Below are 22,598 nucleotides of genomic sequence, written 5' to 3' on the forward strand. Positions count from 1 at the left end.
CGATGGCCAGCGTCTTTTGGGGCGCAACGCTTGCCCCCGGGGAGCCGGCCTAGGGGTCGAACAGGCTGGCCTGGGCCTCGCCGGGAAAGGCGGCCAACGGCGGCAGTGACAGCCTAGCCGCCAGCCGTCCATGGAGGCGCCTGGCCAGCTGGGGAGCCTGGCGATTATCGGGAGTATGCACAAACAGGAAAGGGGTTTTCCCCTGATCTATCCACAGGCAGAGCCGCTCGATCCAGGCCTCAAAATAGCGCGCGTTGATCTCCCCATCGAGATGGCCGATGAAGCGCACCAGCGGTCGATTTCCCGTGGAAAGCACGTGTAATGGGCGTCTCGGCTTCTCGTGCTGGGCCTGGAGCAGCCCGGCATGGTCACCGGCAGATGTCGAGAAGAGCGGCCGCACATCGAGCATCACGCGGTCGGCGCCATGAGTTATCAACAATCTGTTCAGGGCGACCTCGGCCCTCCCCTTGTGGAAGAATTCGCTGTGGCGAACCTCCACGGCGCAGGGAATTCCTGTCGGCCAGCGTGCCAGCAGGGCTTCCAGTTGCCCCAGTTCGGCGCCACCGAAATCCCGGGGCAGCTGAACCATCACCGGGCCCAGGCGATCGTGCAGCGGGGCCAGGGCCTCGAGAAAGGCGTCAAGGTCCGACTCGATACCGAGCAGCCGCCGCTCATGGGTCAGGGCGGCGGGCAGCTTGAAGCAGAAGCGGAACCCGGGCGGTGCCTGACGGGCCCAGGAGGCCACCGTCTCGGCTCGCGGCGCCCCGCTGTAGAAGGTGGTGTTGCCCTCCACGGCGGAGAATACCCGGGCGTACTCCTCGAGCCCGCCACCCCCCGACGGGTAGAGACCACCTCGCCAGTCGGCATTGGCCCACATGGGCAGCCCCAGGTGCAGTCGGGGCTCGGTGGCACTATGGGGAATGAGGGCTACTCCACGGTCACCGACTTGGCCAGGTTGCGCGGCTGGTCCACGTCGGTGCCCTTGAGCACCGCCACGTGGTAGCTGAGAAGCTGCAGCGGCACGGTATAGAGGATCGGCGCCAGCGCCTCGTGGACCCGGGGAAGATGCAGCACATGGATGCCATCGGCCGCCTCGAGACCGACCCCCTCGTCGGCGAACACGAACAGCTCGCCGCCGCGGGCCCGCACCTCCTGGAGGTTGGACTTGAGCTTGTCGAGCAGCTCGTCGTTGGGCGCCACGGAGATCACCGGCATATCGCTGTCCACCAGCGCCAGGGGGCCGTGCTTGAGCTCACCCGCCGGGTAGGCCTCGGCGTGGATGTAGGAGATCTCCTTGAGCTTGAGTGCCCCCTCCAGGGCGATGGGGAAGTGGGCGCCGCGGCCCAGGAAGAGGGCATGGTGCTTCTCGGCGAAGGCCATGGAGAGCGCCTCGATGACCGGATCCAGTTCCAGCACCCGCTCCACCAGCCGCGGCAGGCCGCGCAGCGCCGTCACCACCTCGGCCTGAACGGCCTCGTTGAGCCCCTTGACACGACCCAGTGCCAGGGTCAGCAGCATCAGGGCGGTGAGCTGGGTGGTGAAGGCCTTGGTGGAGGCCACGCCGATCTCGGGACCGGCCTGGGTCATCAGCGAGAGGTCGGACTCGCGCACCAGGGAGCTGCCCGGCACATTGCAGATCGCCAGGCTGGCCAGGTAGCCGCCCGTCCTGGCGAAGCGCAGCGCCGCCAGGGTATCGGCGGTCTCGCCGGACTGGGAGAGGGTCACGAACAGGGTCCCTTCGGGCACCACCACCTGGCGATAGCGATACTCCGAGGCGACCTCGACCTGCACCGGGATCCCGGCATAGCGCTCCAGCCAGTAGCGCGCCACCATGCCGGCATGGTAGCTGGTCCCACAGGCGACGATATGGATCTGCCTGGCTTGCCGGAAGAGCGCCTCGGCCTCGGGACCGAAGCTCTCCACCAGCGCCGAGCGATCACCCAGACGGCCCTCCAGGGCGGCGGCGATCACCGCCGGCTGCTCATGGATCTCCTTGAGCATGAAGTGACGGTAGTCACCCTTGCTGGCGGCGCCGTCGCCGTGCTCGAAGGTCTGCACCTCGCGCTCCACCGCCGCCCCCTCGGCGTCGAACACCTCGATGCGCCCGCCGGCGGATAGGCGTACCGCATCCCCCTCCTCCAGGTAGATGAAGCGGTCGGTGACCTGCAGCAGCGCCAGCGGGTCGGAGCCCAGGAAGGCCTCGCCGATGCCCACGCCCACCACCAGAGGGCTGCCCTTGCGGGCACCGATGACGACATCGGGCTCCTCGGCATGGATTACCCCCAGCGCATAGGCGCCGTCCAGCCGGGCCAGCACCCGCTGCACCGCGGTAAGCAGGTCACCGGCCTGGCGGCTCTCGCGCTCCAGCAGGTGGGCCACCACCTCGGTGTCGGTCTCGGAGGTAAACGCATAGCCCTCGGCCTCGAGCTCGCGACGCAGCGCCTCATGGTTCTCGATGATGCCGTTGTGCACCACCGCCAGGCGCTCACCGGACTGATGGGGATGGGCATTCACCTCGCTGGGCCGACCGTGGGTCGCCCAGCGGGTGTGGGCGATCCCGCTGTGCCCCGGCAACGGCTCGGCGACCAGGCGCTCCTCGAGGGCCGCCACCTTGCCGATCGCGCGGCAGCGCTGCAGGCTGCCGTCGACGGCGAGCACCGCCATGCCGGCGGAGTCATAGCCGCGATACTCCAGGCGCTTGAGACCCTCCAGCAGGATCCCTTCCACGTTGCGCTGGGCAACGGCTCCGACGATTCCACACATCGCTGTCTCTCCTCAGTCGTCCTGTTTGCGGGGCCGCGGCCAGTCGGCCTTGCTGACCTGACGCGCCCGGGTCACCGCCAGGGCGTTATCGGGCACGTCCTTGGCCACGGTGGAGCCGGCCCCCACCGTGGCTCCCCGGCCGATGCTCACCGGCGCCACCAGGGCGCTATTGGAGCCGATGAAGGCGTCGTCGCCGATCTCGGTACGGTGCTTGTTGGCGCCGTCGTAGTTGCAGGTGATGGTGCCGGCACCGACGTTGACGCCACGCCCCAGGCGAGCGTCGCCCACGTAGCTCAGGTGGTTGATCTTGCTGCCCTCGCCCACCTCGACGTTCTTGGTCTCGACGAAGTTGCCCACCTTGGCCCCTACCGCCAGGCGCGAACCGGGACGCAGGCGGGCGAAGGGTCCGATGGTGGCGCGTCCGGCAATCACCGCACCGTCGATGACGCTGTGGGAGTCGATCACGCTCTCGGCGCCGATATGGCTGTCGCGGATCACGCAGTGGGGGCCGATACGCACCCCTTCGCCGAGTTCCACCTCGCCCTCGAAGACGCAGCCCACGTCGATCTCCACGTCGTGACCGCAGTGCAGTGAGCCACGCACGTCGAGCCGCGACGGGTCGGCCAGCGCCACGCCCTCGGTCATCAGGCGCTCGGCGATGGCCTGCTGATGGGCACGCTCCAGGCGCGCCATCTGCAGCCGGTTGTTGACGCCCTCCACCTCGACCGGGTCGGCCGGCTGGGCGGTGACCACCCTGACCCCCTCGGCGGCGGCCATGGCGATGATATCGGTAAGGTAGTACTCGCCCTGGGCATTGTCGGCGGAGAGCCGCGGCAGCCAGCGGCGCAGCTGGTTGGCGGTCATCGCCATGATGCCGGTATTGCACTCACGTACCGCCCGCTCGCTCTCGCTGGCGTCCTTGTGTTCGACGATGGCCACCGCCTCTCCCTCGGCGTTGCGAAGGATGCGTCCATAGCCGCCGGGATCGTCGAGGGTCACGGTGAGCAGCCCCAGGTGGTCGTCATCGACACCCTCCAGCAGCCGCTCGAGGGTCGCCCGATGGATCAGCGGCACGTCGCCGTAGAGTACCAGCACCCGGCCGTTGCCGAGCCCGTCCAGAGCCTGGGCCACGGCATGGCCGGTACCCTTCTGCTCGGCCTGCAGGGCGAAGTGCACGCGACAGTCAGCCAGCGCCTCGCGCACCTTCTCGGCGCCATGGCCCACCACCACGTGGGTACGCTCGGCGTGCAGCCCCGCGGCGGTGTCGATCACATGGCGCACCATGGGCTTGCCGGCCAGACGGTGCAGTACCTTGGGCAGGGTCGAGCGCATCCGGGTGCCCTGCCCGGCGGCCAGTATCACTACGTCAAGTGTCATCCATCACTCCTGATCCTGTTGTTCCTGTTGCCGCGGGCGACCGCCGGGCACAGCCTCCAGCTCGAGCTCCTCCACCCGCGCGGCGCCGAACTGCTCGACGAAGGCGGGGGTGACCCGGGTGGTCCAGCCGTCATCCTCGCGTATGATCATCAGCGCACTCAGCTGGCGCTCCCGGGCCAGCGCCATGCCCGCCTCCTCGCCCAGCACCATCAGCGCCGTGGCCCAGGCGTCCGCCCAGGCGTTGGAGGTGTGGAAGACGCTCACCGAGGCCAGCCGATGGGTGATCGGCCGCCCGTTGCGCGGGTCCAGGGTGTGGGAGTAGCGCCGCCCGTTTTCCTCGAAGTAGTTGCGGTAGTCACCGGAGGTGGCCACCGAGATATCGTGCAGAGGCAGCACATGCCGGGCCTCCTGGCGATCCTCCAGCGGCGCCTCGATACCGATGCGCCAGGGCTCCGCATCGCCGTCGCGGTAGCCACGGGCGAGCAGGTCACCGCCGAGGTTCACCAGATAGTGCTCGATCCCTTCACTCGCCAGGAAGGCGGCCACCCGATCGGTGGCATGCCCCTTGGCCACCCCGCCCAGGTCGATGGTCACATCGCGTGTGCGCCTGGCCTCGCGTTGCTGCTCGTCGAGCTCCAGGGCGTCGGTGCCGATCTGCGCCAGCCGCTCGGCCAGCTCGGCGTCGGCGGGGATCTCCCTGGGACGCGCCTCGGCGCCGAAGCTCCACAGATTGACCAGCCCACCGATGGTCATGTCGAAGGCCCCGTCGCTGGCCTCGGCCACCGAGCGGCCGATGGCCAGCACCTCGACCAGGGCGTCAGAGAGGGGCTGCCACTCCCCCGTCGGGGCCCGGTTGAAGGCCGAGAGCTCGGAGTCATCACGGTAGATCGACATGCTCGCATCGACTGCCTCGAGCTCGGCGAGGATGCCTTCCTCCAGGGCGTTGGCCTCGCCCTGAGTCAGAGAGTCGACGATGGTCACCTGGTAGAAGCTGCCGAAGATGCTGCCCTCGAGACGCACCGGAGAATCGAGCGGCCGGTCGCGCTCGGAGCAGGCCGCCAGCATCAGCACCGTGGATAACAGTAACCAGGGCAACAACGGCAAGGGGCGTCGAATCACGCGATGGCTCCTACGGGGGTCAGCAGAACAGAGTTACCAGAATAGCCACAGCAGCCAGGCACCGAGAAGCAGCCGATAGATCACGAAGGGCTGCATGCCGACCCGCTTGATGAAGGCCAGGAAGAAATGGATGCAGAGATAGGCGCTGATGCCCGAGAGCAGTGCCCCCACCGTCAGGGTGAACCAGTCTACCTGGGTCGCATCGCGGATCAGCCCGAGGATCTCCATGCCGCCGGCCAGCACGATCACCGGGATCGACATCAGGAACGAGAAGCGCGCCGCGCCTTCGCGGTTCATGCCCAGCAGCAACGCCGCGGTGATGGTGATGCCCGAACGCGAGGTACCGGGGATCAGCGCCAGCGCCTGGGCCAGGCCGATCAGCAGGGCATCGCGCAGGGTCAGCTGATACTCGTCACGGCTGCCACGATGGCGGAGGTCCGCGTAGGCCAGCAGCAACCCGAAGGCGATCAGGCCGAAGGCGATGATCAGTGGCGAACGCATGCCCTCGGCGATGGCGTCATGGAAGGCCAGGCCCACCAGGCACACCGGGATCGTCGCCAGCACCACCCACCAGGCCAAGCGGGCATCGGGGTCTACCCCGCGCCCCGCCAGGGATCCCCCCCAGCTCACCGCCATGCGCACCAGCTCCTGGCGAAAGTAGAGCACCACCGCCGAGAGGCTGCCGATATGCAGCGCCACGTCGAAGGCCAGGCCCTGGTCGCCCCAGTCGGTCAGCGCCGGCACCAGGATCAGGTGGGCGGAACTGGAGATCGGCAGGAACTCGGTGAGTCCCTGAACGATGGAGAGTACGACGACCTGAAGCCAATCCATGGAGATGTCCTGTCAGCAGTGGCCAACGCCCGCGGGCGACATGCCGCGCAGAGGATACACGCCCGCCGCCGCGCTGTCCGCCCCGCCGCGTCTCATGTGCCGGTGAGAACCGCCGTGGCGATGCCGAAGTAGATCAGCACCCCAGAGGCATCGATCAGGGTCGTCACCAGCGGCGCCGAGGCGGTGGCCGGATCCCAGCCCAGGCGGTCGAGCAGGAAGGGCAGGCACATGCCCAGCAGGCTGCCGAACAGCACGATGGTGACCATGCTCATGGCCACCACCAGGGCCAGCGCCTCGCCGCCGCGCATGATCCCGATGGGGGCCACCGCCAGGGCCATGGTCAGCCCCAGCGAGCCGGCCACCAGCAACTCGCGCCCCAGCAGCTTGCCCCAGTCCTTGATGCCCACGTCCCCGGTGGCCATGCCACGTACCATCAGGGTGGCGGCCTGGGCACCGGCATTGCCGCCACTGCCGATCAGCAGCGGCAGGAAGAACACCAGCGCCACCTGGGCGGCGATGGTCTCCTCGAAGTAGGCGATGCCCGCGCCGGAGAAGAGGTTAGCGAACACCAGCAGCACCAGCCAGATGACCCGCTTGCGATACAGGCTCCACAGCGGCACCCGGCTGACCCCGTCCTCCAGCGCGCCGATCGACATCCCCTTGTGGATATCCTCGGTGGCCTCGGACTCGACCACGTCCATGGCATCGTCATGGGTGACGATGCCCACCAACCGCCTGTCGGCATCCACCACCGGCAGGGCCAGCAGGTCGTAGCGGGCGACGATGCGCGCCACCGCCTCCTGGGCCTCGTCGACCGGGACGTGAATCACATCCCGGATCATCAGCGCGTCGATGGCTTCCCCCGGGGGCGCCACCATCAGCTGGCGCAGCGACAGGGTGCCCGCCAGCCGCCCCTGGTCGTCGACGATATAGAGCTGGTAGACCGTCTCGGCATCGGGGGCCGTCTGGCGCACCCGCATCATCGCCTGGGAGACCGTCATGCCGCTGGGGATGGCCACATAGTCCGCGGTCATGATCGCCCCGGCGGTGCCCTCCTCGTAGCTGGCCAGGCGCTTGAGCTCCTCCCGCTCGCGGCGCGCCATGCGTCGCAGCAGCCGCTGGCGGCGATCCTCGTCGAGCAGGTTGAAGAGATCGGCACGCTCGTCGGACCCCATCTCCTCGAGGATCGCCAGCAGGCGCTCATCACTGAGCGCCTCGGCGAGCACCAGCTGAGCATCACCGGGTAGATGCCCGAGCACGCTGGCGCGACGCTCCAGGGGCAGGCGTCCCAGCAGGGCAAGGGCCCGGGGCGGGTCGGCCTGCTCCTCGAGGATCGCCTCGAGAATCTCGGCAATATCCGCCGAACGCAGCTCGGGCAGCAGGGCATCAAGGCGTTCGCCATCCTCCTCGTCGAGGGCCTGGCAGAGTGCGAGCCGGTGCGTGTTCAGGCTCTCGCTGAGTGACATGGCATCCTCCACGGCGCCCCAGGGACAGGCCACCGGGATGTCAGAGACAAGAACGCCCCCGTACGCGTCGTTGCCGACGAGCAGGGGGCGCGAGACTCACGCAGGGGCGATGATTAGCCCTTGCCGGCCTTCTTGCGCAGTTGCTGGATCGTGCGCAGCTGGGCCACGGCCTCGGCCAGCTCGGCCGATGCACGGGTGTAGTCCAGCTCGGCGGACTTGTCGTTGAGGTTCTTCAGCGCATGCTGACGAGCCTCTTCGGCCGCCGCCTCATCGAGGTCATGGGCACGAGTCGCCGCGTCGGCCAGGATGGTCACCACGTCCGGCTGGACTTCCAGGAAGCCTCCCGAGACGTAGTAGTGCTCCTCCTCGCCATCGTGGATCACACGCACCGGGCCCGGCTTGAGCTCGGTCAGCAGCGGGGCGTGGCCGGGGAGGATCCCCAGCTCGCCCATGCGCCCGGTGGCGATGACCCGCTCGATCTGGCCGGAGAAGATCCCCTCCTCGGCGCTGACGATCTCGCATTTGAAGCTTTTCGTCATGACGACGTCTCCCAGGTAGACGGGATTACTTCATCTGGTTGGCTTTCTCGACGGCCTCGTCGATGGTGCCGACCATGTAGAAGGCCTGCTCCGGCAGCTCGTCGTACTCGCCGTCGAGGATGCCCTGGAAGCCGCGGATGGTGTCCTTGAGGGACACGTACTTGCCGGGCGACCCGGTGAACACCTCGGCCACGAAGAACGGCTGCGACAGGAAGCGCTGGATCTTGCGCGCCCGCGACACGGCCAGCTTGTCCTCGTCGGACAGCTCGTCCATGCCCAGGATCGCGATGATGTCCTTGAGCTCCTTGTAGCGCTGCAGCACGTTCTGCACACCGCGGGCGGTGTTGTAGTGCTCCTCGCCGACGACCAGCGGGTCGAGCTGACGCGAGGTGGAGTCCAGCGGATCGATGGCCGGATAGATACCCAGCTCGGCGATGGAGCGCGCCAGTACCACGGTGGCGTCCAGGTGCGAGAAGGTAGTCGCCGGCGACGGGTCGGTCAGGTCATCCGCGGGCACGTAGACGGCCTGCACGGAGGTGATCGAGCCGGTCTTGGTGGAGGTGATGCGCTCCTGGAGCACACCCATCTCCTCGGCCAGGGTCGGCTGGTAACCCACCGCGGAGGGCATCCGGCCCAGCAGGGCGGAGACCTCGGTACCGGCCAGGGTGTAGCGGTAGATGTTGTCGACGAACAGCAGCACGTCGCGGCCTTCATCGCGGAACTTCTCGGCGATGGTCAGGCCGGTCAGGGCCACACGCAGGCGGTTGCCGGGCGGCTCGTTCATCTGGCCGTAGACCAGCGATACCTTGTCGATGACGTTGGACTCGGTCATCTCGTGGTAGAAGTCGTTACCCTCACGGGTACGCTCGCCCACGCCCGCAAACACCGAGTAGCCGCTGTGCTCGGTGGCGATGTTGCGGATCAGCTCCATCATGTTGACGGTCTTGCCGACACCGGCGCCGCCGAACAGGCCGACCTTGCCGCCCTTGGCGAACGGGCAGACCAGGTCGATGACCTTGATGCCGGTCTCGAGCAGCTCGTTGGAGGCCGCCTGGTCGGCGTAGCCCGGTGCCTTGCGGTGGATCGGCATGCGCTCTTCTTCGCCGATCTCGCCCGCCTCGTCGATGGGCTCGCCGAGCACGTTCATGATGCGGCCCAGCGTCGCCTTGCCCACCGGCACGGAGATGGCCGCGCCGGTGTTGGTGACGTCCATGCCACGCTTGAGGCCCTCGGTGGAGCCCATGGCGATGGTGCGCACCACGCCATCACCCAGCTGCTGCTGGGTCTCGAGCACGGTCTCGACATTCGAGACCCTCAGCGCGTCGTAGACCTTGGGAACATTGTCCCGCGGAAACTCTACGTCAATCACCGCGCCGATGATTTGTACGATACGTCCGCTCATCTTGGTTCCTCTCAAATACCTGAAAATGAAACCTGCATGCCGGGAGGGCCATGGCCTCCCTGGCGCTTATACGGCGGCGGCACCACCGACGATCTCGGAGATTTCCTGGGTAATGGCCGCCTGACGGGCCTTGTTGTACACCAGCTCCAGGTCGTCGATCAGATTGCCGGCGTTGTCGGTGGCACTCTTCATGGCGATCATCCGCGCGGCCTGCTCGCAGGCCCCGTTCTCGACCACCGCCTGGTACACCTGCGATTCGACGAATCGCACCAGCAGGCTGTCCAGCAGCGCCTTGGCATCCGGCTCATACAGGTAGTCCCAGCTACCGGGACGCTTGTCTTCTTCGTCGTTCGCTTGCGAGCCCATATCGGGGGACAGGGGCAACAGCTGACGGACCACCGGCTTCTGGGTCATGGTGTTGACGAACTCGTTGTACACCACGCACAGGCGGTCCAGCTTGCCCTCGTCGTAGGCATCCAGCATCACCTTCACGCTGCCGATCAGGTCCTCGACCTCGGGCGCCTCGCCCAGGCCACTCTTCGCGGCGACGAGGTTGCCCCCGTAGCTGCGGAAGAAGGTAGCGGCCTTGCTGCCCAGGGCACAGAAGTCGAGCTCGGCCCCCTGGTCACGCCACGCCCTGGCGTCCTTGACCACGGACTTGAACAGGTTGACGTTCAGGCCGCCACACAGGCCGCGGTCGGTGGACACCACGATGTAACCGACGCGCTCGACCTCGCGCTCGACCATCCACGGGTGACGGTACTCCGGATTGGCATCGGCGACATGCGCGACCACGTTGCGGATCTGACGCGCATAGGGCTGGCTGGCCTTCATCAGGTCCTGGGCCTTGCGCATCTTCGACGCCGCGACCATTTCCATGGCGCTGGTGATCTTCTGCGTGTTCTTGATGCTCCCGATCTGGGTGCGTATCTCTTTTGCAGCTGCCATAGCGATCTACTCCGTTCGTGGCACTCAGTAAGCTCCAGGGCCCGCCCCGCAGGCGGGGCAGGCCAACGGCATTACCAGCTCTGAGTGGCCTTGAACTTCTCGAGACCCTCTTTCAGTGCATCCTGGATCTCGCTGCTGTAGTCGCCGGTCTGGTTGATCTTGTCGAGCAGCTCGGCGTATTCGGCCTTCATGAAGTCACGCAGGGCACGCTCGAAGTCCAGAATCTTGTTGACCTCGACCTCCTCCAGGTAGCCCTCGTTGGCGGCATACAGGGAGAGGGCCATCTCGGCCACGGACATCGGCGAGTACTGGTTCTGCTTCATCAGCTCGGTGACGCGCTGACCGTGCTCCAGCTGCTTGCGGGTAGCCTCGTCCAGGTCGGAGGCGAACTGGGCGAAGGCCGCCAGCTCGCGGTACTGGGCCAGGGCCAGACGCACGCTGCCGCCGAGCTTCTTGATGATCTTGGTCTGGGCCGAACCACCCACACGGGAGACCGAGAGGCCGGCGTTGATCGCCGGACGGATGCCCGAGTTGAACAGGTCGGTCTCGAGGAAGATCTGACCGTCGGTGATCGAGATCACGTTGGTCGGAACGAACGCCGAGACGTCACCACCCTGGGTCTCGATGATCGGCAGGGCCGTCAGCGAACCGGTCTTGCCCTTCACCTCGCCGTTGGTGAACTTCTCGACATAGTCGGCGTTAACGCGCGCGGCACGCTCGAGCAGGCGGGAGTGGAGGTAGAAGACGTCGCCCGGGAAGGCCTCACGGCCCGGCGGACGGCGCAGCAGCAGGGAGACCTGGCGATAGGCCACGGCCTGCTTGGAGAGGTCATCGTAGACGATCAGCGCGTCTTCGCCGCGGTCGCGGAAGTACTCGCCCATGGTGCAGCCGGAGTAGGCCGCCAGGAACTGCATCGGGGCCGGGTCGGCGGCACCGGCGGCGACCACGATGGTGTGCTCCAGCGCGCCGTGCTCCTCGAGCTTGCGCACCACGTTGGCAATGGTCGACTGCTTCTGACCGATGGCCACGTAGACACAGGTTACCCCGGTGCCCTTCTGGTTGATGATGGCGTCGATGGCGATAGCCGACTTGCCGATCTGACGGTCACCGATGATCAGCTCACGCTGGCCGCGACCGATCGGCACCATGGCGTCGATGGACTTGAAGCCGGTCTGGATCGGCTCGTCAACGGATTGACGAGTGATGACGCCGGGGGCGACCTTTTCTACCGCATCGGTCAGCTTGGCGTTGATATCGCCCTTGCCATCGATGGGGTTACCCAGCGCGTCGACCACGCGACCGCACAGCTCGGGGCCCACCGGCACCTCGAGGATACGACCGGTACACTGGGCGGTCATGCCCTCTTCGAGCTGCAGGTAGTCGCCCAGCACCACGGCGCCCACGGAGTCGCGCTCGAGGTTGAGCACCATGCCGAAGATGCTGCCGGGGAACTCGATCATTTCACCGAACATCGCGTCCTCGAGGCCGTGCACTTTCACGATGCCGTCGGAAACGCTGACGATGGTGCCCTGATTGCGGGCTTCGGATGCGACGTCAAGCTTCTCGATACGCTGCTTGATGATGTCGCTGATCTCGGAAGGATTCAGTTGCTGCATGCCATGTCCCTCAGACTCAGGCGGAAAGGGCTTCGGAAAGGCGGTTCAATCGACCACGCACCGACCCGTCGATGACGGTGTCGCCGGCACGCAGGATGACACCACCGAGAAGCTCGGGATCCACCTGAGTGGTAATGGAGATTTCGCGATTCAGGCGCTTCTTGAGCGCGCCGGAGAGCTTGTCCTGCTGGGCCTTGGTGAGCTTGTAGGCCGACACCACGGTAACGTCGACGCGCTTCTCGTGGTCGGCGAGCAGCGTCTCGAACTGTTCGCGGATCGCGGCCAGTGCTGGCAGACGCCCCTTCTCGCCCAGGGTGGCGAGGAAACGGGCGGCCGCCTCATCGAGGTCGACCTCCGCCAGCTCGGCCACCATGGCCACCTTGCGCTCGGTGTCGAGCCTGGGGCTGGAGAGAAGCTTGAGCGCCTCGCGGTTGGTTACCACCATGGCCAGCTTGCTCAGCCAGTCGGACCAGGTATCCAGCGTCTGGTGATCGCGTGCGTACTCGAACGCCGCCTTGGCATAGGGCCTGGCAACGGTAGACAGTTCCGCCATGGATCACCTCCTCACAGTTCGGCCGCAAGCTTGTCGAGCAGCTTGCGATGGGCCTTCTCGTCGATGGAGGCTTCCAGGACACGCTCTGCACCGGTGACCGCCAGGCTGGACACCTGGGCACGCAGCTCGTCCTTGGCGCGATTGACTTCCTGCTCGATCTCGGCGCGGGCGGAGGCGACGATGCGCTCGCCTTCGACACGGGCCTGCTCGCGAGCCTCCTCGACCATCTGGGAGGAACGCTTGTTGGCCTGCTCGAGAATCTGCGAAGCCTGTTCCTTGCTCTCGCGCAGCGTCTGCTCGGCGCGCTCCTGGGCTAGCTCCAGGTCACGCGAGGCACGGCTGGCCGCATCCAGGCCGTCAGCAATCTTCTTCTGGCGCTCATGAAGCGCATTGCTGATCGGCGGCCACACGTACTTTATGCAGAACCAGACAAAGATCGCGAAGGCGATCGTCTGCCCGATCAGCGTCATGTTGATATTCACGGGGCGGTACCTCTGACAGGTTCGTGTTGACCGGAAACAAGCAAACCGAGCGCATGGCGCTCGGTGCTGTCATGTATTAGCCGGCAACGACGAAGATCAGGTACATCGCGATACCAACGCCGATCATCGGCACGGCGTCGAGCAGGCCGGCCATCAGGAAGGTCTTGGTCTGCAGCTGGTCGCCCAGCTCCGGCTGGCGAGCGGTAGACTCAAGCAGCTTGCCGCCCAGGATGGCGAAGCCGATGCCGGTACCCAGAGCGCCCAGGCCGATCATGAGGGAGGCAGCGATATAGACGAGTTCCATGGTAGTGCTCCTGATTGAGAGTAGTTAGGGGTTAAGGGTTGAGGGTTGAGGTTAAGGGTGTTGCAAGGGTATCGACTTCAGTGGTGCTCGTGGGCCTGACTCAGGTAGACGACAGACAGCACGGTAAAGATGAAGGCCTGCAGGGTGATGACCAGGATGTGGAAGATGGCCCAGGGCACGTTCAGGGTCCACATCACCCAGAAGGGCAGCAGGGCGATCAGGATGAAGATCACTTCCCCGGCGAACATGTTGCCGAAGAGACGCAGGCCGAGGCTGAGCGGCTTGACCAGCAGCCCAATGACCTCCATCACCAGGTTGAAGGGGATCAGCGACCAGTGGTTGAAGGGGGTCAGCGAGAGCTCCTTGGCGAAGCCACCCACGCCCTTGACCTTGAGGCTGTAGTAGATGATCAGGCCGAATACGCCGATGGCCATGCCGAGGGTGGCGTTGGGATCGGTGGTCGGTACCAGCTTCATGTACTCGATGCCGAGGCGGGCGAAGAGCTCGGGGGCATAGTCCACCGGCACCAGCTTGAGCAGGTTCATCAGGAAGATCCAGACGAACAGCGTCAGCGCCAGGGGCGCGATCACCGGGTTACGGCCATGGAAGGCACCGCGCACGGTGAGCTCGACGAACTCGATGATCATCTCGACGACGTTCTGCAGCGGCCCAGGCACACCGGTGGTCGCCATCTTGCCGGCCTTGCGGAACAACCAGATGAACAGCACGCCCATGGCGATGGACCAGCCCATGGTGTCCAGGTGGATGGCCCAGAAGCCCATCTCGCGAGCTTCCTCGGCACCATGTGCCAACGACCAGCCATTCTCGGGGTGGTGGCCGAAAGTCAGGTTCTGGAGGTGGTGCTGTATGTAGTTAGCCGCCGTGTTATCACTGCCTGCTGCCATGCGAAGATCACCTCGGTTGAGGGGTCGACCGCTCGCGCCTGAGCCAGGGTGCCAGCCAGGGCATGAGATGGGTCGCCACGTATGCGCTGAAGAAAGAAATCGGGTTTGAGGGGGGCACGGCCACGAAGACCATTGCCAGCAGTGCCACCGTCAAACCGAACTTGCCTGCTTCCGCACGATAAAGGTTCATCACGAACCGCTGCGCCTGTCGGCCGCCGCGTGCCTGACCGCTTCTCCAGACGAAGAATGCCTGGGGAATCAGCCCGACCAGAGCACCCGAAAGGGCGGATTTCCCCGCTTCGACGCCGCCGATCAGGGTCGCCGCCACGATCACGACGCAGACGCCCAGCACTTCCAGTCGCAGCAGGCGCCAGCCCATGGTACGCCGGCGGGTGACGGGGTGTCTCATCGTCTTCTCGCCGCTCCCTTGATCGGGCCAGGCGCAAGGCCAAAACCACCGCGGATTATAGGGAAGCCCCCCCGGCGCTTCAACTGAGGCGCCACGCTTTCGACGTGATTTCCGATCACTTTTCGACCAAAGGTGCAGAAATTGTCGACAGCTTGACGCGCATCATGCCAGATCACCTAGCGGATATGTTCCAGAATGCCATCCAGTTCATCGAGGCTGGCGTAGCGGATGGTCACGCGCCCTTTACCGCCGCGACCATGCTGGATCTTGACCGGTGCACCGAGGACTTCGCCCAGGCGGGTCTCCAGTCGCGCGACGTCAGGGCTCGGGGGTGTCGGCTCCGCCTTTCTGGGCGCCCCCTCGGCGAGGCGCTTCACCAGCGCCTCGGTCGCACGCACGGTGAGGTCCTGATTGACCACCTCATGGGCGGCCTGGCGCTGCTTGGCGGCGGAAAGCACGAGCAGGGCGCGCGCGTGGCCCATGTCCAGGTCGCCACGCTCCAGCAGTGTCTGCACCTCGGGGTCCAGGGCCAGCAGGCGCAGCAGGTTGGTGACCTGGGTCCGGGACTTGCCCACCGCATCGGCCACCTGCTGCTGGGTCAGCTCGAACTCCTCCAGCAGGCGCTTGAGGGCCATCGCCTCCTCGACCGGGTTGAGGTTCTCGCGCTGGATGTTCTCGATCAGCGCCAGGGCCAGGGCCACCTCGTCGCTGACCTCGCGGATCACCGCAGGAATGACGTCGAGCTCGGCCAGCTGGGCGGCCCGCCAGCGCCGTTCGCCGGCGATGATCTCGTAGCGGTCCTCGGCCACCGGTCGCACCACGATGGGTTGCATCACCCCCTGGGCACGAATCGAGTCGGCCAGCTCCTCCAGCGCCTCGGGCTGGATGTCGCGGCGCGGCTGGTACTTGCCGCGGCTGAGCTGGCCCAGCGGCAGGCGCTCGAGGCGCTCGGCCGGTTCCGGTTCGCTGGCGGGGTTGCTGGCCGCCGCCTCACCGTCGGCGAGCTCCACCTCGGGCAGGTCGAGGCTCTCGCGGCGGCGGGCATTGCCACCGATCAGGGCATCCAGGCCTCGTCCCAGGGCGCGTTTACGCGTCATCGACATTCCCTCATCACTGATGTTGCACAACAGGGATTACAGCGACAGGCGCCGAATCAGTTCCTTGGCCAGCACCCGGTGAGCCTGGCTGCCCCGCGAGAAGCGCGCATACTTGGTCACCGGCAGGCCGTGGCTGGGCGCCTCGGCGACCCGCACGTTGCGCGGGATGGTGGCCTTGAGCAGGGTCTCGCCGAAATAGTCGCGCAGCTGCTTGGTGACGTCGCGGGTCAGGCTGTTGCGGGCATCGAACATGGTGCGCAGGATGCCGTAGACCTCGATCCTGGGATTCACGCTGTCCTTGATCTGCTCCACGGTGTCGAGCAACGCCGAGAGCCCCTCCAGGGCGTAGAACTCGCACTGCAGAGGAATCAGCACGCCGTGGGCGGCGGTCAGCCCGTTGACGGTCAGCATGTTGAGCGAGGGCGGGCAGTCGATCAGCACCACGTCGTATTCGTCCGCGACACCGGCCAGGGCATTCTCCAGGCAGCGCTCACGCCCCGCCTCGCGATCCAGCAGGGCCACCTCGGCGGCGGTGAGGTCGCCGTTGCCCGGCAGCAGGGCATAGCCGGCCTCGGGGCAGTCGAGGATCACCCCGGCGGCATCGCGCTCGCCCAACAGCACCTCCAGCACACTGCCATCCAGTTCATGCTTGTCGATGCCGCTGCCCATGGTCGCATGGCCCTGGGGGTCGAGGTCGACCAGCAGCACGCGACGGTCCAGGGCCGCCAGGCTGGCGGCGAGGTTGACCGCGGTGGTGGTCTTGCCGACGCCACCCTTCTGATTGGTCAAGGCGATGATCTTGGTCACGGGCAACTCCGTTGCGTGGAAACGCGGGTTGTCAGGGAGCCGGGACTTGCATCCGGCGCTCGAGCACCACCAGCAGGCGGGTACCGACCTCGAAGGGTACCTCGAGGAGATGGCGCGCCACCGGCGTGACTTCCGCCGGCAGTCCGGCAAGCTCCTCGTCCACGGCGGGCCCCTTCATGGCCAGCCACTGGCCACCGGGGACCACCCGCTCGCGGGTCAGCGCGACGAAGTCGCCGAGGCTGGCGAAGGCTCGCGAGATGACCTGGTCATAGCGCTCCTCGAAGGCCTCGATCCGCGCCTGCACCGGGGTCACGTTGTCGAGGCCCAGCTCCAGCGCCGCCTGGCGCTGGAAGCGAACCTTCTTGCCGTTGCTGTCGAGCAGGGTCACCTCGAGCCCGGGCTTGAGGATCGCCAGCACCAGCCCCGGGAAGCCCGGTCCCGCGCCCACGTCGAGCAGCGTGCGACCGTTCAGATAGGGCAGCACCGCGGCGCTGTCCAGCAGGTGGCGCGAGACCATCTCCTCGGCTGAGCGTATCGCGGTGAGGTTATAGGCGCGGTTCCACTTGTGCAACAACCCGACCAGGGCGAGCAGTCGACGGCGCTGCTCGGGGTCCACGGCGATGCCCAGCTGCGCGAGTCCCTGGTCGAGGCGCGTGGCCACGGGGTCTGCGCTAGCCGTCATGCGCTGGCTACCTGGTGGTCGTCGAGGAGTCGACGCTTCTTGAGGTGAATCAGCAGGATCGACACCGCCGCCGGGGTCACCCCGGAGATGCGCGAGGCCTGGGCCAGGGTCTCGGGGCGTGCCTCGGCGAGCTTCTGGCGGATCTCGTGGGAGAGCCCGTCGACCCGGGTGTAGTCGAGATCGACGGGCAGCGTCGTGGCCTCATGCCGCTTCAGCTTGGCGATCTCGTCACGCTGACGATCGATATAGCCCTGATACTTGGCCTGGATCTGTACCTGCTCGGCCACCGACTCGTCGGCCACCGGCTCGCCCGGGATGCCCGGCAGCCCCGCCACGTCGGCATAGCCCAGTTCCGGACGCTTGAGCAGGTCCATCAGGCTGTACTCCCGCGCCGGCGCCTTGCCGGTTTTCTCGGCGATGCAGGCGGCCGCCTGGCTGTCTGGCTGCACCCAGCTAGCCCTGAGTCGGGCGCTCTCGCGCTCGATGGCCTCGCGCTTCTCGCTGAAGGCCGCCCAGCGGGCGTCGTCGACCAGCCCCAGCTCGCGGCCAGCCTCGGTGAGGCGCAGGTCGGCGTTGTCCTCACGCAGCAGCAGGCGGTACTCGGCCCGGGAGGTGAACATGCGGTAGGGCTCCTTCGTCCCCAGGGTGATCAGGTCGTCCACCAGCACGCCGAGATAGGCCTCGTCGCGACCCGGGCACCAGGAGTCGAGCCCCTGTGCCCGGCGAGCGGCATTGAGTCCCGCCAACAGCCCCTGGGCGCCTGCCTCCTCGTAGCCGGTGGTGCCGTTGATCTGACCCGCGAAGAAGAGGTTGGCGATGAACTTCGTCTCCAGCGAGTGCCGCAGGTCCCGCGGATCGAAGAAGTCGTACTCGATGGCGTAGCCGGGTCGGGTGATATGGGCATTCTCCAGTCCGCGCATGGAGCGCACTACCTGCAACTGCACATCGAAGGGCAGCGAGGTGGAGATGCCGTTGGGATAGAGCTCGTGGGTGTCGAGCCCCTCGGGCTCGATGAAGACCTGGTGGCTCGTCTTGTCGGCGAAGCGGTGCACCTTGTCCTCGATGGAGGGGCAGTAGCGCGGCCCCACCCCCTCGATCATCCCGGAGTACATCGGCGAGCGGTCGAGATTGGCGTGGATGATCTCGTGGGTACGCTCGTTGGTGTGGGCGATGTGACAGCTCACCTGGCGGGGATGCTGAGCGCGATTGCCCATGAACGACATCACCGGGGTGGGGGTATCTCCCGGCTGCTCCTCCAGCTGCGAGAAGTCCAGGCTCCTGGCATCGAGGCGAGGCGGAGTACCGGTCTTGAGGCGATCGACACGGAACGGCAGGGCGCGCAGCCGTTCTGCCAGGCGGTTCGAGGGCGGGTCGCCGGCGCGCCCGCCGCGGGTGCTGTCGAGCCCGATATGGATCACCCCACCGAGGAAGGTTCCGGTACACAGCACCACGGTCTCGCCGAGGAAGCGGATGCCGGTCTCGGTGACCACGCCCCGTACCTCGTCGTTGTCGACGATCAGGTCGCCGGCGGCCTGCTGGAACAGCGTCAGGTTGGGCTGGTTCTCCAGCAGGCCGCGGATCGCGGCCTTGTAGCGAACCCGGTCGGCCTGGGCGCGGGTGGCCCTAACCGCGGGCCCCTTGCGGGCATTGAGAACACGGAACTGGATCCCGCCGAGATCGGTGGCCAGGCCCATGGCACCACCCAGGGCATCGATTTCCTTCACGAGGTGGCTCTTGCCGATGCCGCCGATGGCCGGATTGCAGGACATCTGGCCGAGGGTCTCGATGTTGTGGGTCAGAAGCAGGGTACGTGAGCCCATGCGAGCGGCGGCCAGGGCGGCTTCGGTTCCCGCATGGCCGCCGCCGATGACGATGACGTCGAAGCGGTCGGGGTAATCCAAGGTGCACCTCGTTGGCGCCGCGGCGCCTGTCTTTCTGTCAGAGGGTGAAATCAGCCCGGCAGTATAAACCTCCTGTGGGTAATCGTCAGGGTTTTCCACACGTGTTTCCAACCAGGCTCGTTCCCTCCTGACCTATCAATTAATATCAGTATATAAATAAAGAAGTTCTGTTGTGGTTGTAACTACTGGTGTGGACAAAAACCGTGGATAAGTCATTTCCTGCCATTTTCTTCAGTAGCTTACGTTGTTGACCAAGCACAGGACAAAGGGACGACAGCCTGCGGACTAGCGGTCGCGAACCTGTGGATGGAATGCCACCTTGTCCACAACTCCGGCGCTGCACCGCTTGTCCACCGATGGGTACCAGGCTTGTGCCCGCGGCTGTGAACAACTGGGGTATTTATCCACGAGCCCCTCCAGCATGGGCCCCGTAGCCTGAATCCGGGGTATCGAAAAAAAATTCTGTCCACAGACGAAAAAAGGGCCCTGCCGCAACGCGACAGGGCCCTTTTTCATCATGATGGAGTCGATCCTGATGCCTCTGCTAGTGCTTGAGTACCCGCGAGAGGAAGCTGCGGGTTCGCTCATCGGTCGGGCGATCGAAGATCGTCTCGGGAGCTGCCTCCTCGGCGATTTCCCCCTGGTGGACATAGATGACCCGATCGGCCACCTCGCGGGCGAAGCCCATCTCGTGGGTGACGATGATCATGGTCATGCCTTCTCGGGCCAGCTCACGCATGGCGTCGAGGACCTCGCCGATCATCTCCGGGTCCAGAGCGGAGGTGGGTTCATCGAACAGCATCAGCCGCGGCTCCATGGCCAGGGCGCGGGCCAGGGCGACGCGCTGCTGCTGGCCACCGGAGAGCTGGGTCGGGTACTTGTCGGCCTGGTCGGAAATGCCGACGCGCTCCAGCAGGCGTTCGGCGGTTTCCATTGCATCCTCCTGGCTCCAGCCACGCACCTTCATGGGGGCCAGGGTGACGTTGTCGCGCACGCTCAGATGGGGGAAGAGGTTGAACTGCTGGAACACCATGCCCACCTCGGTGCGGATCTTCTGCAGGGCGCGGCCGCTCTTGCCGTGAGGGGTAAGTTCATTGCCGTCCACCTCGATGTGCCCGGACTGGAACTCTTCCAGGCCGTTGATGCAGCGGATCAGGGTCGACTTGCCCGAGCCGCTGGCGCCGATGACCACCACCACCTCGCCGGGCATCACCTCGAGGTCGATATCCTTGAGTACGTGAAGCTTGCCGAAGTGCTTGTTGACCTTCTCCATGCGGACGATGGCCGTGGTCGGGTTCTCGTTCTGTGTCATGCGTGGGCTTCCCTTATTGGCCGACCAGGCCGCGACGCTCGAGCTGGCGCAGCAGGATCGACAGGGTCCAGGTGATGGCCAGGTAGAGCAGTGCCACCATCAGGTAGACTTCCATGGCGGTGAAGGTGGTGGCGATATAGATCTGCCCCTGGCGTACCAGCTCGCCCACACCGATCACCGAGAACAGCGAGGTGTCCTTGATACTGATGATGGCCTGGTTGCCCAGTGGCGGGATCATGCGGCGCAGGGCCTGGGGCCAGATCACGTAGCGGAAGGCCTGGGTACGAGACAGGCCCAGGGAGAGCGAGGCCTCGCGCTGGCCGCGTTCGATGGACTGCACACCGCCGCGGACCACCTCGGAGATATAGGCGCCCGAGTTGACGGCGATGGCGGCGATCCCTGCGGTCAGTGCGTTGATCGGCTCGCCGAGGATCTGTGGCAGGCCGTAGAAGATGAACAGCACCTGCACCAGGATGGGGGTGCCGCGAAATACCTCGATATAGAAGATGGCGGGCAGGCGCAGCCAGAAGAGCGGGCTGATGCGCATGAGGCCGAAGATGATGCCGATCACGAAGCCGATGGCCAGGCCACCGAAGGAGATCAGCAGCGTCCAGGGAACGCCCGGCAACAGGTGGGGTATCGAGCTGAAGGCGGCCGCCCAGTCGAATTGAAACGTCACGTCCACGAGGAGTTCTCCGGGAGCGTTGAACGACGCGGGGCCGGGTAGTCACACTGCCCGGCCCCGCGGACTCTCGCGCCGCCCACAGGGCGACGATATCGGGAGGGGAGTCGCCTCAGTCGTCGCTGGGCGCCTCGCCGAACCACTTCGCGTAGATCTCGTCGTAGGTGCCGTCCTCCTTCATCTCGGCCAGCGCCTGGTTGACCGGCTCTACCCACTCGCTGCCCTGATGGAAGACGATGCCGTACTGCTGGCCCTCATAGAGCGGCCCCACCACCTTGGTGCGGCCTTCACCGCGGGTCTGGGCGAAGTAGCCGACGTTGGGGGCATCGTAGAAGGCGGCGTCGACGTTGCGGCCGAGCAGCGCCATGTACATGTCGGAGGTGCCCGGGTAGGGAGTGATCTCGGAACTGTCGCCCAGATTCTCCTGGAGGAAGTCGTAGCTGGTGGAGCCGATCTTAGTGGCTACCGTCAGGCCTTCGAGGTCCTCGAGGGTCTCCACCTCGTCGTTATCGGCACGTACCATGATGCGCAGGCCGGAGTCGTAGTAGGGATCGGAGAAGTCGACGATCTCCGCGCGCTCTTCGGTGATGGTGACACCGGCGATGGCGATCTCCTGGCTGCCGGTCTGGATGGCCGGGATGATGCCATTGAACTCCATGGTGGTCAGGTTGACCTCGAAGCCGGCACGCTCGGCCACCTCATGGATGATATCCATGTCGAAGCCGACCATCTCGCCGGTCTCGGTATCCAGCATCTCGAAGGGTACGAAGCTGGGGTCGGTAACCACGTTGACGGTGGTGTCCTGGGCCAGGGCGGAACCGGCCAGGCCGGTGCCCAGCGCCAGGGCGCTGGCCAACAGGGTGTGCTTCAGGAAGGGTGTAGCCGCAGTAGATTGTTTCATGAGATTCCCCGTTCTTGGGACTTTTCTGATGGGACTCGCCATTTCAACCTTGGCGAGATTCCCGCAGAGCGTCAAGTCGGGGGATCTCACGCTTCCCCGCCGCCGGGGAGGCGCTGCTACACCATGAAGGAGGCGCCACAGCCGCAGGTGGTGGTGGCGTTGGGGTTCTGGATCAGGAAGCGGGCGCCGGCCAGCCCCTCCTCGTAGTCAACGGTGGAACCCACCAGATACTGGTAGGAGAGCGGGTCGATCACCAGCGCCACATCGCCGAACGGGATGACGGTGTCATCATCGGCCGCCTCGTCGGCAAAATCGAATCCGTACTGGAAGCCCGAGCAGCCGCCGCCGGTGACATAGACCCGCAGCTTCAGCTCGCTGTTACCCTCCTCTTCGATCAGCGCACGCAGCCGGGCCCTTGCGCTGTCGGACAGCATCAGGGGCGTAGGGACGAAGGATTCGGCTTCGCTCATGGAGGACTCCAGGGGAAGGAAGTGTGACCGGT

The 22,598-nt window shown here is 65.9% G+C and carries 23 protein-coding genes; all 23 read right to left on the minus strand.

All coding sequences use genetic code 11. The annotated features are described in order from the left end of the window. Positions 1 to 49: 49 nt before the first annotated feature. Positions 50 to 877, minus strand: coding sequence for a DUF72 domain-containing protein (locus ACJ7IV_RS16070; protein ID WP_483865216.1), 828 nt, complete (start codon positions 875 to 877; stop codon positions 50 to 52). Positions 878 to 927: 50 nt separating this feature from the next. Further along, positions 928 to 2,763, minus strand: coding sequence for a glutamine--fructose-6-phosphate transaminase (isomerizing) (gene glmS, locus ACJ7IV_RS16075; protein ID WP_483865217.1), 1,836 nt, complete (start codon positions 2,761 to 2,763; stop codon positions 928 to 930). A 12-nt stretch (positions 2,764 to 2,775) separates the two neighbouring features. After that, on the minus strand, positions 2,776 to 4,140 hold the full coding sequence (glmU, locus tag ACJ7IV_RS16080; protein WP_232912821.1) for a bifunctional UDP-N-acetylglucosamine diphosphorylase/glucosamine-1-phosphate N-acetyltransferase GlmU: 1,365 nt from the start codon (positions 4,138 to 4,140) through the stop codon (positions 2,776 to 2,778). Between the two features lie 3 nt (positions 4,141 to 4,143). Beyond that, on the minus strand, positions 4,144 to 5,205 hold the full coding sequence (locus ACJ7IV_RS16085; RefSeq protein WP_483866609.1) for an FAD:protein FMN transferase: 1,062 nt from the start codon (positions 5,203 to 5,205) through the stop codon (positions 4,144 to 4,146). An 87-nt stretch (positions 5,206 to 5,292) separates the two neighbouring features. Beyond that, positions 5,293 to 6,090, minus strand: a complete 798-nt coding sequence (locus ACJ7IV_RS16090; RefSeq protein WP_232912822.1) for an undecaprenyl-diphosphate phosphatase — start codon at positions 6,088 to 6,090, stop codon at positions 5,293 to 5,295. 92 nt (positions 6,091 to 6,182) lie between these two features. Beyond that, entirely contained in the window at positions 6,183 to 7,556 is a 1,374-nt protein-coding gene (mgtE, locus tag ACJ7IV_RS16095; RefSeq protein ID WP_483865218.1) for a magnesium transporter, read from the minus strand. 113 nt (positions 7,557 to 7,669) lie between these two features. Beyond that, positions 7,670 to 8,095 carry a F0F1 ATP synthase subunit epsilon gene (locus tag ACJ7IV_RS16100; RefSeq protein WP_161431907.1) on the minus strand — a complete coding sequence of 142 codons (426 nt, stop codon included), beginning with the start codon at positions 8,093 to 8,095 and terminating at the stop codon, positions 7,670 to 7,672. A gap of 25 nt (positions 8,096 to 8,120) precedes the next feature. Beyond that, complete coding sequence (gene atpD / locus ACJ7IV_RS16105; RefSeq protein WP_483865219.1) at positions 8,121 to 9,497, minus strand: F0F1 ATP synthase subunit beta; 1,377 nt, start codon at positions 9,495 to 9,497, stop codon at positions 8,121 to 8,123. Positions 9,498 to 9,563: 66 nt separating this feature from the next. Beyond that, the gene (gene atpG / locus ACJ7IV_RS16110) at positions 9,564 to 10,445 is read right to left on the minus strand and encodes a F0F1 ATP synthase subunit gamma (RefSeq protein ID WP_483865220.1); all 882 of its coding nucleotides are present in this window, start codon (positions 10,443 to 10,445) and stop codon (positions 9,564 to 9,566) included. Between the two features lie 71 nt (positions 10,446 to 10,516). Then, on the minus strand, positions 10,517 to 12,061 hold the full coding sequence (gene atpA, locus ACJ7IV_RS16115; protein WP_483865221.1) for a F0F1 ATP synthase subunit alpha: 1,545 nt from the start codon (positions 12,059 to 12,061) through the stop codon (positions 10,517 to 10,519). 16 nt (positions 12,062 to 12,077) lie between these two features. Then, on the minus strand, positions 12,078 to 12,614 hold the full coding sequence (locus ACJ7IV_RS16120) for a F0F1 ATP synthase subunit delta (protein WP_483865222.1): 537 nt from the start codon (positions 12,612 to 12,614) through the stop codon (positions 12,078 to 12,080). Positions 12,615 to 12,625: 11 nt separating this feature from the next. Next, entirely contained in the window at positions 12,626 to 13,096 is a 471-nt protein-coding gene (locus ACJ7IV_RS16125; RefSeq protein ID WP_195688662.1) for a F0F1 ATP synthase subunit B, read from the minus strand. A gap of 76 nt (positions 13,097 to 13,172) precedes the next feature. Next, positions 13,173 to 13,400 carry a F0F1 ATP synthase subunit C gene (gene atpE / locus ACJ7IV_RS16130; RefSeq protein ID WP_023006402.1) on the minus strand — a complete coding sequence of 76 codons (228 nt, stop codon included), beginning with the start codon at positions 13,398 to 13,400 and terminating at the stop codon, positions 13,173 to 13,175. 77 nt (positions 13,401 to 13,477) lie between these two features. After that, complete coding sequence (gene atpB, locus ACJ7IV_RS16135) at positions 13,478 to 14,305, minus strand: F0F1 ATP synthase subunit A (RefSeq protein WP_483865223.1); 828 nt, start codon at positions 14,303 to 14,305, stop codon at positions 13,478 to 13,480. A 7-nt stretch (positions 14,306 to 14,312) separates the two neighbouring features. After that, entirely contained in the window at positions 14,313 to 14,714 is a 402-nt protein-coding gene (locus tag ACJ7IV_RS16140; protein ID WP_483865224.1) for an ATP synthase subunit I, read from the minus strand. A gap of 176 nt (positions 14,715 to 14,890) precedes the next feature. After that, positions 14,891 to 15,811, minus strand: a complete 921-nt coding sequence (locus ACJ7IV_RS16145; RefSeq protein WP_483865225.1) for a ParB/RepB/Spo0J family partition protein — start codon at positions 15,809 to 15,811, stop codon at positions 14,891 to 14,893. A gap of 36 nt (positions 15,812 to 15,847) precedes the next feature. Further along, positions 15,848 to 16,618 carry a ParA family protein gene (locus tag ACJ7IV_RS16150; RefSeq protein WP_161431915.1) on the minus strand — a complete coding sequence of 257 codons (771 nt, stop codon included), beginning with the start codon at positions 16,616 to 16,618 and terminating at the stop codon, positions 15,848 to 15,850. Positions 16,619 to 16,649: 31 nt separating this feature from the next. Further along, the gene (rsmG, locus tag ACJ7IV_RS16155; RefSeq protein ID WP_483865226.1) at positions 16,650 to 17,300 is read right to left on the minus strand and encodes a 16S rRNA (guanine(527)-N(7))-methyltransferase RsmG; all 651 of its coding nucleotides are present in this window, start codon (positions 17,298 to 17,300) and stop codon (positions 16,650 to 16,652) included. Continuing rightward, positions 17,297 to 19,201 (minus strand): tRNA uridine-5-carboxymethylaminomethyl(34) synthesis enzyme MnmG, encoded by a 1,905-nt coding sequence (gene mnmG / locus ACJ7IV_RS16160; RefSeq protein ID WP_483865227.1) that lies wholly within the window; start codon positions 19,199 to 19,201, stop codon positions 17,297 to 17,299. The genes rsmG and mnmG overlap by 4 nt, the downstream gene beginning before the upstream one ends. A 544-nt stretch (positions 19,202 to 19,745) precedes the next feature. Then, positions 19,746 to 20,513, minus strand: a complete 768-nt coding sequence (locus tag ACJ7IV_RS16165) for an amino acid ABC transporter ATP-binding protein (protein ID WP_483865228.1) — start codon at positions 20,511 to 20,513, stop codon at positions 19,746 to 19,748. Between the two features lie 13 nt (positions 20,514 to 20,526). Next, a complete protein-coding gene (locus tag ACJ7IV_RS16170) occupies positions 20,527 to 21,198 on the minus strand; it encodes an amino acid ABC transporter permease (protein ID WP_483865229.1) in 672 nt (223 codons plus the stop codon). Positions 21,199 to 21,307: 109 nt separating this feature from the next. Then, entirely contained in the window at positions 21,308 to 22,096 is a 789-nt protein-coding gene (locus tag ACJ7IV_RS16175; RefSeq protein ID WP_213311673.1) for a transporter substrate-binding domain-containing protein, read from the minus strand. A 116-nt stretch (positions 22,097 to 22,212) separates the two neighbouring features. Further along, positions 22,213 to 22,566 carry an iron-sulfur cluster insertion protein ErpA gene (erpA, locus tag ACJ7IV_RS16180; RefSeq protein WP_161431921.1) on the minus strand — a complete coding sequence of 118 codons (354 nt, stop codon included), beginning with the start codon at positions 22,564 to 22,566 and terminating at the stop codon, positions 22,213 to 22,215. Between the last annotated feature and the right edge of the window lie 32 nt (positions 22,567 to 22,598).

It is taken from the genome of Halomonas sp. C10-5 (assembly GCF_057169305.1).